The organism is Salinifilum aidingensis (genome assembly GCF_054782015.1).
Window position 1 is genome coordinate 1 of record NZ_BAAGTH010000007.1, and the last position, 14,370, is coordinate 14,370.

Here is a 14,370-nt window from a genome sequence, read left to right on the forward strand (position 1 = left end):
CGAAGTGCCGGGTGAGTGGTAGTCGGATCTTTGTGTTGTTGGGGTGGGGGGGGGGGTGTTGTTGTTCCTCCTTCTCCCCCTCCGCCCCCTTCGCCTCCGACTTGTGCCGGCGGTGCGGGGGCGGGGTCGCCCATCTCCCCGCGTGCCTGGCGGGACCCTTCCCGCGTGTGCCGGCCCGAGTGGTCGGGTGGTCGCTGGGCGCGAACCGTGCTCCGACGTACGCTCGGGGTCATGGGAAGTCCGCGCATACTGGCCGTGCAACCCGGACCCGACAATCCGCCCGAAGTGCTGGGTGACTGGTTGGTCGAAGCGGGTGCCGTGGTCGACACGCTCACCTGCGAGTCCGCGCCGATTCCTGCGGAGCTCGGTGACCACGACGCGCTGGTCGTGCTCGACGGTTCGATGGGTTCCTACGACGATGACGAGCATCCGTGGCTCCCCCACGTGCGGGCGCTGCTCAGCAGCGCGGTGACGCAGCAGGCACCGGTGCTGGCGCTGGGCCTGGGCGCACACCTCCTCGCCAGCGTCACCGGCGGCAGAACCCGCACCGTCCCGCACGGACCGCAGATCGGCCCCGGGCTGATCGCGAAGCGCGACTCGGCCGCGGACGATCCGCTGTTCGGCTCCGTACCGCTCACTCCGGACGTGCTGTGCTTCCACACCGAGGAGGTGGCGACGCTCCCGCCGAGTGCTGTGCTGCTCGCTTCCTCGCCCGGGTGCGACCACCAACTGTTCCGCATCGGACCGTTCGCGTACGGCCTGCAGTTCCACATCGGGACCACCACCGACACGGTCCTGAGGTGGCTCGGCAACTCCCCCGAACTGGCCGAAACTCGAGGACAACCACTCAGCCGCGAAGTCCTCGACCGGTTCCACGAGGACGCCGCCGAAACCTGGCGCCCTGTGGCGGAACGCTTCGCCCACATCGCCTCACTGCCTCCTGAGGAACGCAGCGAGCACCGCTTGCTGCCCGTCGTGTGAGTCGCAGCGATGCGCATGGGTTTTCAGCTCCGCTGAGGATTACCGTTCGGGCATGGTCTCCAGTGGTTCGGGCCGTCCTGCCATCGTCTCGTCCGCCCGGTACGGGTTCAGCAACACCGACTGGGCCGAAGAACGGCTCAGAGCGGCGGGGTGGTGGACCGACACGGGTCCTGGTGAGGCCGAACCCATCGTCGCGGCGCTCTCCCGAGCTCCCGACCCCGACCTGGCGCTGCACGCCCTCGATCGCCTGCGCGACACCTCCGAGGGGGAATGGGCTGATCTGGCCGCGGAACTCGCGGACAGTGCGTGCCTGCGCGGGCGCCTGATCGGAGTGCTCGGCACCTCCTCCGCCTTCGGCGACCACATGGTCGCCCACCCCAAGGACTGGCGGCGCCTGCGCGCCTGGGAAACGTCGGACGAGCTCACGGCGACTTACACGGCCGAACTGCTCGCCGCGGTGCGCCGGGGAACCGCCGGGAACGCCACGTTGGCGGCGGAGCAGGCGATCAGCGCGCTGCGCGGGGCGTACCGCGCGGTGCTGCTGGACATCGCGAGCTGGGACCTCGCCCACACGGCTGAACCGGAGCTGCCGGTCGTGGAGTACGAGGACGTCGTCACCCTGCTGTCCGACGCCGCCGTCGCCGCGCTGCGCGCCGCGTGGGCAGTGGCCGAAACCGAGTGGTGGTCGGCCGCCCCCGAAGGCGCGGAGACACCGCGCCTGGCCGTCATAGCGATGGGCAAGTGCGGCGGCCGGGAGCTCAACTACGTCAGCGATGTGGACGTGGTCTTCGTCGCCGGGAGCGAATCCGACGTGGCCGGAGCGACGCGGATGGCCACCACGCTGATGCGCGTGGTCGGCGCCGCGTGCTTCGAAGTCGACGCCGCGTTGCGCCCGGAGGGCAAGAACGGCGCGCTCGTGCGGAGTCTGGACGGCCACGTCGCCTACTACCGCCGCTGGGCCCGCACCTGGGAGTTCCAAGCACTGCTGAAAGCGCGGCCAGTGGCTGGTGACGAACAGCTCGGCCAGGAGTACGCGGACGCGGTGCTGCCGTTCGTGTGGACCAGCGCGGAGCGCGAAGGGTTCGTCAGCGATGTGCGTTCGATGCGGCGCCGCGTCGAAGACCACGTTCCCGAGGACGTCGCCGACCGCGAGCTGAAAGTCGGTCGCGGTGGCCTGCGCGACGTCGAGTTCGCCGTGCAACTGCTGCAGCTGGTGCACGGGCGCACCGACGAGTCGCTGCGTGACAAGTCCACGTTGAACGCGCTGCGCGCGCTCGGGGAGGGCGGCTACGTGGCGCGGGCGGACGTCGCTGATCTCGTCGAGTCGTACCGGTTCCTGCGGGTGGTCGAACACCGGCTGCAGCTGCGCCGGCTGCGTCGCACCCACGTCTTCCCGCCGTTCGACGACGAAGCCGCGCTCGACGTGCTCGCCCGTTCCGCGGGGATGCGGTCCGGACGCCGCAGCACCGCCAGCGAGGACCTCGTCACCGAGTTCCGCAGGCACCGCACGCGGGTTCGCCGCCTGCACGAGAAGATCTTCTACCGGCCGCTGCTGGAATCGGTCGCCCAAGTGCCGACGGAAGCGCTGCGCTTGGCCACCGGCGCCGCGAGCGAGCGGCTCGCGGCGCTCGGCTACACCTCCCCGGAAGGGGCGCTGCGGCACATCGCCGCGCTCACCACGGGGGTGTCGCGGCGCGCCAGCATCCAGGGCACGTTGCTGCCGATGCTGCTGGACCTGTTCGCCCGCACCCCGGACCCGGACGGTGCGCTGCTCGAATACCGGAAAGTGTCCGAGGCCCTGGCCGAAACCCCGTGGTACCTGCGCCTGCTGCGGGACGAGGGCGTGGTGGGGCAGCGGCTGGCCTACCTGCTCGGCACCTCCCGGTTCGTGCCGGAACTGCTCGTGCGGGCCCCGGAGGTCCTGCGCCTGCTGGTCGACACCCGGGGTTTCACCGAACGGGACCCCGCCGAGATCGCGGAGTCGCTGCACGCCACGGTCGGCCGGTACCAGGAACCGGAGAGGGCCGTGACGGCTGCGCGCTCACTGCGCCGCCACGAGCTGCTGCGCATCGCCTGCGGTGACCTGCTCGGTCTCATGCCGCCGGGATCGGTCCGCACGGCGCTGTCGTCGATCTGGGTGGCGGTGCTGGAGGCCGCGCTGACCGTGGCTGCCGACTCCGTTGCGGAACGCACCGGGGAACGCCCGGCACGCATCGCCGTCATCGGCATGGGCCGGCTCGGCGGTGCGGAGCTGGGCTACGGTTCCGATGCCGACGTGATGTTCGTCTGCGAACCGAGCGGTGGTGCGTCCGAGAACGTTGCCGTGCGGTACGCGACCGCGGTCGTGGAGCGGGTCCGCTCGCTGCTCGGAGCTCCCAGTCAGGACCCGGCGCTGGAGGTGGACATCGACCTGCGCCCCGAGGGCAAGCAGGGAGCGCTGGTGCGCACGGTGGAGTCCTACCGCAGCTACTACGAGCGGTGGGCCCACGTGTGGGAGGCACAGGCGCTGCTGCGCGCCCGTCCCATCGCGGGCGACGGTGAACTCGGTGAACGTTTCCGCGCGATGATCGATCCGATCCGCTACCCGGAAGGCGGGTTGGATGCGGCGAAAGCCCGCGAGATCCGCCGGATCAAGGCCAGGGTCGACGCGGAACGCCTGCCGCGTGGTGCGGACCCGGCGATGCACACCAAGCTCGGCCGCGGGGGACTGGCCGATGTGGAATGGACCCTGCAGCTGTTGCAGCTGCAGCACGCGCACCGCCACACCGAACTGCAAACACCCTCCACCGTGGCGGGATTGCGCTCCGCGGCCGAGGCGGGAGTGCTGTCCGAAACGGACGCCGAGCGCTTGGTGGACGCGTGGTCGTGGGCGATGCGGGTGCGCAACGCGGTGACCCTGGTGCGGGGCAAACCCGGTGACCAGCTCCCGAAGCAGGGGCAGGGGCGGGAGCTGTCCATGGTTGCCGTCGCGCTCGGGTACTCGGCCGGAACAGACCTGGGCACCGTGGTCGACGACTACCTGCGCGTGACGCGGCGCGCCCGGGCCGTGGTGGAGCGGGTCTTCTACGAGTCGTGATCGGTGCGGCACCGCAGCAGCTGAGCCGCGCGCGCAGCACTTCCCGATGTTTGAATGCGGGTATGCAGGCGATTGCGTTGACAGAATTCGGCGAACCGGACGTGCTGGCGAGCCGGGATGTGCCGGAACCGCTGGTCGGTCCGGACGTGGTGCTCGTGGAAGTGCGCGGGGCTGGGGTGAACCCGGTGGACTGGAAGATCCGCCGGGGCTACCTCAGCGGCATGATCCCGCACCACATGCCGCTGATCCCCGGCTGGGACGTCTCCGGTGTGGTTCGCGCGGTCGGCCCGGCGGTGACGGAGTTCCGCGCGGGTGACGAGGTGCTCGGCTACGTTCGCGAGGACCACGTGCAGAACGGTGCCTACGCCGAGCTCGTGAGCGCCCCGCTGCGCGGGGTCGCGCACAAACCCGCAGGCCTCGACTTCACCCGCGCCGGGGCGCTCCCGCTGGCCGGGTTGACCGCGCTGCAACTGCTGCAGGCCTGCGGTGCGGGGAAGGGCGACACCGTGCTCGTGCACGCCGCCGCCGGCGGTGTCGGCCACTTCGCGGTGCAGCTGGCCAAGGAGCTCGGAGCGGCCCGCGTCATCGGCACCGCGTCGGAGACCAACCACGACTTCCTGGCCGAGCTCGGCGCCGAGCCGATCACCTACGGCGAGCGGCTGCCGGAACGCGTGGCCGAATTCGCCGGCGATGACGGCAAGGTGGACGCCGTGGTCGACGTGGTCGGCGGGCAGGCGTTGGCGGACGCGCCGCGGATGCTCCACGAGCCGCACCGGTTCGCGTCCGCGGCCGACGAGCCGGACAACGTGCTGCAGCTGGGCGGCCAGTACGTGTTCGTGCGGCCGGACGCGGAACAGCTGGCGTGGCTGGCCGAACTGGCGGCGAACGGTCGGCTGCGCGTCGAGGTGCAGCAGACCTGCCCGCTGACGCAGGCCGCCGAGGCGCACCGCATCCTCGAGGACGGCCACGTGCGCGGCAAGCTCGTGCTGGACGTGTCCTGAGGTGGCGGACCCCCGGTGCTCCGCGGCGAGCACCGGGGGTCCGCCACCGGGAGGGCTCATCGCCCGAGGAACATCACACGTCGTAGTACATGGCGAACTCGTACGGGTGCGGGCGCAGCCGGATCGGGTCGATCTCGTTCTCGCGCTTGAACGTGATCCAGTTCTCGATCAGGTCCTCGGTGAACACACCACCCTCGAGCAGGAATTCGTGGTTCTCCTCCAGGCTGTTCACCGCGCTGTCGAGGCTGCTCGGCACCTGCGGAACGTTCTTGGCCTCCTCCGGCGGGAGCTCGTAGAGGTCCTTGTCGATCGGCTCGTCCGGTTCGATCTTGTTCCGGATCCCGTCGAGACCGGCCATCAGCATGGCTGCGAAACCCAGGTACGGGTTGCCGGAGGGGTCCGGGCAGCGGAACTCGACCCGCTTGGCCTTCGGGTTCGTGCCGGTGATCGGGATGCGCATGCAGGCGGAGCGGTTGCGCTGCGAGTACACGAGGTTCACCGGGGCTTCGAAGCCGGGGACGAGCCGGTGGTACGAGTTCACCGTCGGGTTGGTGAACGCCAGCACGGACGGCGCGTGGTGCAGGACGCCGCCGATGTAGTGCCGGGCGGTGTCCGACAGGCCGCCGTAGCCGGCCTCGTCGTGGAACAGCGGCGAGCCGTCCTTCCACAGCGACATGTGGCTGTGCATGCCGGAGCCGTTGTCGCCGAGCAGCGGCTTCGGCATGAAGGTGACGCTCTTGCCGTTCTGCCAGGCGGTGTTCTTCACGATGTACTTGAACAGCTGCACGTCGTCAGCGGCGTGCAGCATCGTGTTGAACTTGTAGTTGATCTCCGCCTGGCCGCCGGTGCCGACCTCGTGGTGGGCGCGCTCGATGCTGAAGCCCGCGTCCATGAGCCGCCGGCTCATCTCGTCGCGCAGGTCGGCGTAGTGATCGTACGGCGGGACGGGGAAGTAGCCGCCCTTGTAGCGGTTCTTGTAACCGAGGTTCGCGCCGTTCTCCTCGCGGCCGGTGTTCCACCAGCCCTCCACGGAGTCGACCTCGACGAAGCTCTTGTTCGCGTCCTCGCCGAAGCGGACCGAGTCGAAGATGTAGAACTCGGCCTCGGCGCCGAAGAAGGCGGTGTCAGCGATGCCCGACTCGCCCAGGTACTGCTCGGCCTTCCGGGCGATGTTGCGCGGATCGCGGCTGTAGGGCTCGCGCGTGAACGGGTCGTGGACGAAGAAGTTCAGGATGAGGGTCTTCTCCACGCGGAACGGGTCGATGCGTGCGGTGACGGGGTCGGGCAGCAGCAGCATGTCCGACTCGTGGATCGACTGGAAGCCGCGGACCGAAGAACCGTCGAAAGCCAGGCCCTCGGTGAAGGTGTCCTGGTCGAACGTGTCGGCGGGGATGGTGAAGTGCTGCATCACGCCCGGCAGGTCGCAGAAGCGGACGTCGATGAAGCGCACGTTCTCCTCTGCGATGTAGCGCAGGACCTCGTCTGGATTCTTGAACACCTTCGGTGGCTCCTTCTGAATCGTTCAGCTCACCGACGCCAGCACCGGACACCGCTGCCGCTGACTCCGTGCGTGCGCTGCGAAGCGGCAGGATTGTCCAGGAGCACGGGCACGCCCATCGGGGGGTGGCGCGGCCTGGTCCGCCGGCTCGACCACGAGCCTAGTGCGGCGCTGTTGCCCACTCGTCACCCGTGTGTTTCACGCTCGTTAACACGTCTCCGAGGGGTTCCGGAACTCCAGGGGCGGGATGTTGCCGGCTGGTGGGGCTGCAGTGCAGCTGGCCGCAACGGAGGCTCCTCGCCCAGCATACGCGGAACGAGGTGGAACCGGGACGACGCCGGTGGGCACGTATGCTGGTGACGTGCGCGAAATCCTCGGTTCATGGCTGGACGGCCCCCGCGCGGCGTTGACCCACGCGCGTGAGCGGGGAGCGAGCGAACGGCCCGAATGGCGCGGGCAGCGTCTCGGCCTCCCGGAAAGCGGGACGGGGGCCGCAGCAGGAACGGGGCGGCGCGCGCTCGCCTTCCTGCTGGACATCGTGTTCGCGGCGTTGATCGCCGGACTCTTCACCGCGCCGGACCTGCCGCGGGACTGGAGCCTGCTCGCCTGGGCGTTGATCACCGTTGTCCCGGTGAGCTTCGCCGGGGCGACACCGGGAATGACGGTGCTGCGCATCTGGGTCGCCCGCGTGGACGGATCCCGCGTCGTGGGGCCGCTGCGGGCGGTGTTGCGCTGCGCGCTCACCGCGCTCATCGTTCCCGCGGTGATCTGGAACTACGACAACCGCTCCTGGCACGACCGCCTGTCCGGCACCGTGGTGCTGCAACGCTGATCCGGAGCGCCCCGGAAGGTCCGGAGAGGCTCGGAAAACCGCGAGGGGAGTCGTCGCGGGGGCGAGCTGGTGAAGCAGGCCGGCCGCCCGAAGGTGCTTCCGGCGGGAGCGACGTCCGCGACGGCCGGCCTGCGCTCACTTCGCCCGGCGGGCGGCGCGCTGCACGCTCTTCATCCGCGAGCCCTGCGGCATCGGACCCTTCGGACCGCCGTTGGAACGGCTGGCCAACGCCGAAAGGCGGTTCTCCAGCTGGTCGACCTGTCCCTTGTTGATGTTGCGCGGCAACTTCATCATCCGCTGCTGCAGCTTCCGCAGCGGAATCTGGTCCTCCTCGTCGCCCACGACGATCTCGTAGATGGGGGTGTCGCCGACCACGCGGGAGACGCGCTTCTTCTCCTGGTTCATCAGCGTCCTGACCCGGTGCGGCGTGCCTTCACCGACCAGCACCACGCCGGGACGGCCGAGCACCCGGTGCACCGCGTCCAACTGGGAAGTCCCCGCGACCGCCTGCGTGACCACCCACTGGCCGCGGAGGTTGTCCAACGCCCAGGCCGCGGCGCCGCGCTGACCCTCGGCCTTGCGGTACACGCTGGCCTGCACTCGGCGCCCGAAGAGGACGACGGCGCCGAGAATCCCCAGGGCAACACCCATGGGCAGGAAGACCCAGTGCAGTCCCCAGATCATGCCCAGCAGGAAGACCACGACGGTGACGCCGACGAGCACCGCCAGCATCAGCGGGACGAGGAGCTTGTCCTCCCGGCGCTGCATGTTGAACGCCTGGATGATCTGGCTGAACCGGCCCGACCCGCGCTTCTTCTTGGCCGCGTCCTTCGCGGCCTTCTCCTGCTTGGCCATACACCCCAGGATACGGATGCGGTCCGGAAACGGGCAGGCGGGAGTTCCGGTGGATTCCACGGGGTGCACCTGCCCGCGTGCCGCGGGCGGGTGCGAGGGGCGGCCCGGGCGGACGCGCCCGCGGCACGCCGCAGCGACCCGAGCGCGCCCGTCCGCGGCGGAACGGAGTCCCCGTGGTGGAACGGGGGATCACTGAACCAGCTGCGAGGCTTCCTGAGCAGCCGACCCGGCCTGAGCCAGGTGCTGCAGGTTCTCCGGCAGCGGCATGCCGCGGTGCACCGTGGCCTTCGCGTACAGCCGCCCGGCGCGGTAACTGGACCGCACCAGTGGCCCGGCCATGACACCGGGGAAGCCGATCTCCTCGGCGGTCTTGGTGTGCTCGACGAACTCCTCCGGCTTCACCCACCGGTCCACCGGGTGGTGGCGCTGGCTCGGCCGCAGGTACTGGGTGATCGTGATGATGTCGCACCCGGCGTCGTGGAGATCGCGCAACGCCGGACCGACCTCGTCCGGGGTTTCACCCATCCCCAGGATGAGGTTCGACTTGGTGACCAGGCCGGCCTCCCGGGCCTGGGTGATCACGTGCAGCGACCGGTCGTAGGTGAACGCCGGGCGCATGCGCTTGAACACCCGCGGCACCGTCTCCACGTTGTGCGCGAGCACCTCCGGGCGCGATCCGAAGACCTCGGCGAGCTGGTCCGGCTCCGCGTTGAAGTCCGGGATGAGCAGCTCCACCCCGGTGCCGGGGTTCAACTCGTGGATGCGGCGCACGGTTTCCGCGTACAACCAGGCGCCGCCGTCCGGCAGGTCGTCCCGCGCCACACCCGTCACAGTCGAGTAGCGCAACCCCATGGCCTGCACCGACTCGGCCACGCGGCGCGGCTCCTCGACATCGAGCTCAGCCGGTTTTCCGGTGTCGATCTGGCAGAAGTCGCAGCGGCGCGTGCACTGATCCCCGCCGATGAGGAACGTCGCTTCCCGATCCTCCCAGCACTCGAAGATGTTCGGGCAGCCCGCTTCCTCGCAGACGGTGTTCAGCCCTTCGCGCTGGACGAGGCTCTTGAGCTCCTTGTACTCCGGGCCCATCCGCGCGCGCGTCTTGATCCACGACGGCTTCTTCTCGATAGGCGTCTGGCTGTTGCGGACCTCGAGCCGCAGCAGCTTCCGCCCCTCTGGCGCCACACTCACGGTGCACAGGCTACGCGTTCGCCCCCGCCCGCGTGAAACCGTGAGAGCCGTCACCGAACCTCGGGATCGTGCTGCACCAGCTCCGCGGTCAGCTCCCACAGCCGCTGCGCGGTCCGCGGGTCCCGGCCCCGGCGGCTCATCCGGACCCGGCTCGGGTACCCGCGGAGCTCCGCGAGCCCGCTCGGGCCGAAGAAGTCGCCGCCCTGCACGTTCGGGGCGGTCGCGGCGAACAGCTGGGGCAGTACGCCCAGTTCCACCGGCTGGGTGAGCACGCGCGCGCCCGCGTCGATCGCGCGGTCCAGTCGGCCGGGCAGTCTGCGCATGCGCGCCGTGTTCGCCACGAGTTCGGTGGCGCTCATCCCCGGATGCGCGGCGGCGCTGGTGAGCCCGCGGCCCGCGAGCTCGGCCCGGCGGGACAGCTCCAGCATGAACAGCAGGTTCGCCAGCTTCGACTGCCCGTAGGCACGCACCGGCGAGTAGGAGCGCCGCTCGAAGTTCGGGTCGCTCAGGTCGAGTCCGCCGCGGTGGTGCGCCAGGCTCGACACGGTGACCACTCGGGCGTTCCGGCGCAACGCGGGCAGCAGCAGCCACGTCAACAGCGCGTGCCCGAGGTGGTTCGTCCCCAGCTGCAGCTCGAAACCGTCCCCGGTGCTCCGCCGGGGTGTGGCCATCACCCCGGCGTTGTTGAGCAGCACGTCCACACCGTCCCCGGTGCGTTCCCGCACCTCGGCGGCGGCCTCGCGCACGTTGGTGAGGTCGGCGAGGTCGAGTTCGACGAGTTCGGGCTCCACGGACGCGGTGCACGCGACCTGGTCCCGGGCGCTTCGCCCGCGTTCGCGGTCCCGACACGCCATGAGCACTCGCGCTCCGGCGCTGGCGAGGACACGAGCGCTGTGCAGGCCGAGCCCGGAGTTCGCGCCGGTGATGAGCACGGTGCGCCCGTGCTGAGCGGGCATGCTGAGTTCCGTCCAGTGCGCCATCCTCCGGAGCCTACCGAGAGTAGGGAGCGTGCCGGTAGGGACAGCACCTCCCGGCCCCGAACCGGGACGACGCGCCCCGCACGAGCGGATCGCGAGCGCGCCGCACACGGACGTAGTCTCGTGAGCCGTGCATGGCAACGTCGAACTCAGGATCTTCACCGAGCCGCAGCAAGGCGCGACCTACGACGACTTGCTGCGGGTCGCGAAAACCGCCGAAGCAGCTGGTTACGGAGCGTTCTTCCGCTCCGACCACTACCTGAAGATGGGTGACGTCAGCGGTCTGCCCGGACCCACGGACGCCTGGTTGACGCTCGCTGGGATCGCCCGCGAAACCGAACGCATCCGCCTGGGCACGCTCATGACCGCCGCGACGTTCCGCCTGCCCGGACCGTTGGCGATCTCCGCGGCTCAGGTCGACCAGATGTCCGGGGGCCGCGTCGAGCTCGGCCTCGGCAGCGGGTGGTACGAGCAGGAGCACGCGGCCTACGGCATCCCCTTCCCGAGCTTGCAGGAGCGGTTCGACCGCTACGCCGAGCAGCTCGAGATCATCACCGGTCTCTGGGAAGCCGACCCGGACCGACCGTACTCGTACACCGGCGACTACTACCAGATCTCCGAATCGCCGGCGTTGCCGAAACCGGTGCAGCGTCCCCGGCCCCCCGTGCTCATCGGAGGGACCGGCAAGAAGCGCACCCCGCTGCTGGCCGCGCGCCACGCCGACGAGTTCAACCTGCCGTTCGTGGACGTGGACACCGCCGCCGCGCAGTACGCGCGGGTGGCCGCCGCGTGCGCCGAACTCGGACGCGATCCGAACGAGATCACCCGCTCCGCGGCCCTCGTGCTGTGCGTGGGGCAGGACGAGGAGGAGATCGCGCGGCGCGCCGACGCGATCGGGCGCGACGTGGACGAGCTGCGGCAGAACGGGCTGTGCGGCACCCCGGACGAAGTCGTCGACCGCATCGGCACCTGGCGCGAACGCACCGGCCTCTCCCGCCTGTACCTGCAGGTGCTCGACCTGACCGATCTCGACCACCTCGACCTGGTGGCCGAGCGGGTGGCGCCTCAGCTGTGAGCGCCCAGCTGCGATCCGAGGAGGGGAACCGGCGAGCATGGCAACGACCGCGGCGCTGCAGGAGGAGCTGACCACCGCGCTGCCGGGCCTGGTGAGCACGGACCTGACCACGCGTGCGGCGTACACCTCGGACGCGTCCGTCTACCGGCAGGTCCCCCTCGCCGTCGTGCACCCGCGCGACGGCGAGGACGCCCGGGCGGCGCTGCGCCTGGCGACCGAGGGCGGGATCCCCGTCACCGCGCGCGGCGGGGGGACTTCCATCGCGGGCAATGCGCTCGGTCCCGGTATCGTCGTCGACTTCTCCCGCAACAGCGACCGGATCCTCGGCATCGACCCGGAGGCCCGCACAGCCCGAGTGCAACCGGGAGTCGTGCTCGACGACCTGCAGGCCGCCGCCGGCCGGCACGGCTTGGCCTTCGGCCCCGACCCGTCGACCCACTCGCGCTGCACCCTCGGCGGCATGATCGGCAACAACGCCTGCGGTGCGCGCTCGGTGCTCACCGGCACCACCGCCGACAACACGCTCGCGCTGACCATGCTGCGCCCCGATGGTTCGCAGCTCGACGTGCGCGGCAGCAGCACCGGTGACGAGCGCACCGACCAAGGCCTGCGCGCGCTCCGCGACAGCAACCGCGCGCTGCTGCGCACCGAACTGGGCCGGTTCAACCGCCAGGTCTCCGGATACGGACTGGGCCACCTGCTCGAGGAGAACGGCGGCGACGTGGCCAAAGCCCTCGTCGGCAGCGAAGGCACCTGCGGCCTGCTCACCGAAGCCACCGTGCAGCTCGTGGACGTACCCGCCGCGCGTGCCCTGCTCGTGCTCGGCTTCCCCGACGTCTACGCCGCGGCTGCCGCCGCCCCGGAGCTGGCCGCTGCGGGAGCCCGCACCGTCGAAGGCATGGCAGCGGACCTGCTCGCCGCGCTGCGCACCCGGCCGGGCAAAGCCGGAGCCGGCGCGGAGCTCCCGGACGGCGGTGCCTGGCTGTACTGCGAAACCGGAGGTGCCACCCGCGACGAGGCCCACCAGCGCGCCCGGCAACTGCAGCGGCGAGCGCGCGGGCATTCTGGGTCGGTGACCAGCACCGTGGTCACCGACCCGGCGGCGATGCGCGCGCTGTGGCACATCCGCGAGGCGGGTGCGGGTATCGTGACCCGGCTGCCGGACGGGGGAGCGGCCTGGCCCGGCTGGGAGGACTCGGCCGTGCCGCCGGAGCACCTGGCCGAGTACCTGCACGACCTGTACCGACTCCTCGGCGAGCACGGGTTGCGCGGAGTGCCCTACGGGCACTTCGGGGAGGGGTGCCTGCACCTGCGCGTCGACTTCGAACTGGGCACCGCCGAGGGACTGGCGCGCTACCGCTCCTTCCTCAACGAGGCCGCAGAGGTGCTCGTCGGTTACGGCGGATCGGTCTCCGGTGAGCACGGGGACGGCCGCGCCCGGTCCGAACTGCTCAGCACCATGTACTCCCCGGCCATGCTCACGTGCTTCGCCGGGTTCAAGCACCAGTTCGACCCCGCAGGACTGCTCAACCCGGGAGTGCTCGTCGACCCGGCGCCGCTGGACGCGGACGTGCGTCCCGGCCCCGGTGACCGCACCTTCGACCTCACCCCGGTGCACGCGCTGTCGGCCGACAACGGCTCGTTCCCCGAGGCGGTGCACCGCTGCGTCGGTGTGGGTGCGTGCCGGTCGATGCGCGGCGGCAGCATGTGCCCCTCGTACAAGGTCACCCGCGACGAGGTGCACTCCACCCGCGGGCGGGCGCGCGTGCTCGCCGAGATGCTCCGCGGCGAAACCATCCAGGACGGGTGGCGCTCGGAGGAGGTCCGCGAAGCCCTCGACCTGTGCCTGTCGTGCAAGGCCTGCGCCAACGACTGCCCGGTGAACGTGGACATGGCCACGTACAAGGCCGAGTTCCTGCACCACCACTACGCCGGGCGCCTGCGCCCGCGGGCGCACTACTCCATGGGCTGGCTCCCGCTGTGGTCGCGGCTGGTCACCGCTGTTCCCGGGGCGGCGCGGCTGGTCAACGCGCTGCTGTCCCGACCGCAGGTCGCGAACCGCGTGAAGGAGCTCGGCGGCATCGAATCGCGCCGCGAGATGATCCGCTTCGCCCCGCAGCCGCTCACGCGGTGGCTCCGGCGCCGCGGTTCCCGGGGCCGCAGCAGCGTCGTGCTGTGGCCCGACACGTTCACCAACTTCCACGAACCGCACGTGGGACGAGCAGCGGTGGAAGTGCTCGAGGCGCTCGGCCACCGCGTCGTGCTTCCGCAGCGGGAGGTCTGCTGCGGGCTGACCTGGCACTCCACCGGACAGCTCGACGTCGCGCGCCGCGTGCTGAAACGATCGCTGGATGCGCTCGCGCCGCACCTGGCCGTCGGCCGGCCGGTGGTGGGACTGGAACCCTCCTGCACGATCACGCTCCGCGCCGAAGCCGAGGAGCTGCTCCCGCACGACCCCCGGGCGCGGAAGCTGGCCGAGCACACCGTGACCCTCGCCGAGCTCGTTGCCGAGCACGACGGTCCGTGGCCGTTCGGACGGATCGACGCGGACGCGATCTGCCAGGTGCACTGCCACCAGGAGGCCAAGGGATCGCACGGGCCGGATCGGGAGGTGCTCAGCGCGCTCGGCATCGATCCGGACGTCGTGTCCGCCGGCTGCTGCGGACTGGCGGGCAACTTCGGTTTCGAGCGGGGGCACTGGGAGGTGTCCCAGGGCTGCGCCGAGCTCGAGCTGTACCCCAAGGTCCGCGCTGCCGGTGCGGGCGACCTCGTGCTCGCCGACGGGTTCTCCTGCCGGACGCAGATCGCGCAGGGAACGCAGCGGCGCGGGATGCACCTCGCCGAGGTGCTGCAGCGCGCCCTTCCGCGGCAGTGAACCCGCCCCACC

Annotated in this window: 10 protein-coding genes; 6 read left to right on the top strand and 4 right to left on the bottom strand. The window is 70.8% G+C overall.

Going from position 1 to position 14,370, the window contains the following annotated elements:
• Nucleotides 1–231: 231 nt before the first annotated feature.
• From ACYVJE_RS10935 to ACYVJE_RS10945, 3 genes are all read left to right on the top strand, one after another.
• Nucleotides 232–981, top strand: a complete 750-nt coding sequence (locus ACYVJE_RS10935; RefSeq protein WP_461144359.1) for a type 1 glutamine amidotransferase — start codon at nt 232–234, stop codon at nt 979–981.
• A gap of 52 nt (nt 982–1,033) precedes the next feature.
• Nucleotides 1,034–4,057, top strand: coding sequence for a bifunctional [glutamine synthetase] adenylyltransferase/[glutamine synthetase]-adenylyl-L-tyrosine phosphorylase (locus ACYVJE_RS10940; RefSeq protein WP_461144360.1), 3,024 nt, complete (start codon nt 1,034–1,036; stop codon nt 4,055–4,057).
• A 62-nt stretch (nt 4,058–4,119) separates the two neighbouring features.
• Entirely contained in the window at nt 4,120–5,058 is a 939-nt protein-coding gene (locus ACYVJE_RS10945) for an NADP-dependent oxidoreductase (RefSeq protein WP_461144361.1), read from the top strand.
• Nucleotides 5,059–5,131: 73 nt separating this feature from the next.
• Here ACYVJE_RS10945 and glnA read toward each other — a convergent pair whose 3' ends face one another.
• Complete coding sequence (glnA, locus tag ACYVJE_RS10950; RefSeq protein WP_459158939.1) at nt 5,132–6,556, bottom strand: type I glutamate--ammonia ligase; 1,425 nt, start codon at nt 6,554–6,556, stop codon at nt 5,132–5,134.
• A 361-nt stretch (nt 6,557–6,917) separates the two neighbouring features.
• Between glnA and ACYVJE_RS10955 the strand changes: the two genes are divergently transcribed.
• Nucleotides 6,918–7,388, top strand: coding sequence for an RDD family protein (locus ACYVJE_RS10955; RefSeq protein WP_459158940.1), 471 nt, complete (start codon nt 6,918–6,920; stop codon nt 7,386–7,388).
• 135 nt (nt 7,389–7,523) lie between these two features.
• On the opposite strand, the gene ACYVJE_RS10960 is transcribed toward ACYVJE_RS10955, so the two are convergent.
• The 3 genes from ACYVJE_RS10960 to ACYVJE_RS10970 all read right to left on the bottom strand — a co-directional run bounded on the left by ACYVJE_RS10960 (nt 7,524) and on the right by ACYVJE_RS10970 (nt 10,411).
• Nucleotides 7,524–8,243, bottom strand: a complete 720-nt coding sequence (locus tag ACYVJE_RS10960; protein ID WP_461144362.1) for a DUF4191 domain-containing protein — start codon at nt 8,241–8,243, stop codon at nt 7,524–7,526.
• Nucleotides 8,244–8,432: 189 nt separating this feature from the next.
• Nucleotides 8,433–9,431 (bottom strand): lipoyl synthase, encoded by a 999-nt coding sequence (gene lipA, locus ACYVJE_RS10965; RefSeq protein WP_459158942.1) that lies wholly within the window; start codon nt 9,429–9,431, stop codon nt 8,433–8,435.
• Nucleotides 9,432–9,481: 50 nt separating this feature from the next.
• The gene (locus ACYVJE_RS10970; protein ID WP_461144363.1) at nt 9,482–10,411 is read right to left on the bottom strand and encodes an oxidoreductase; all 930 of its coding nucleotides are present in this window, start codon (nt 10,409–10,411) and stop codon (nt 9,482–9,484) included.
• Between the two features lie 127 nt (nt 10,412–10,538).
• On the opposite strand from ACYVJE_RS10970, the gene ACYVJE_RS10975 reads away from it, so the two are divergent.
• A complete protein-coding gene (locus ACYVJE_RS10975; protein WP_461144364.1) occupies nt 10,539–11,483 on the top strand; it encodes an LLM class F420-dependent oxidoreductase in 945 nt (314 codons plus the stop codon).
• 37 nt (nt 11,484–11,520) lie between these two features.
• Complete coding sequence (locus ACYVJE_RS10980; RefSeq protein WP_461144365.1) at nt 11,521–14,358, top strand: FAD-binding and (Fe-S)-binding domain-containing protein; 2,838 nt, start codon at nt 11,521–11,523, stop codon at nt 14,356–14,358.
• Nucleotides 14,359–14,370: the final 12 nt, after the last annotated feature.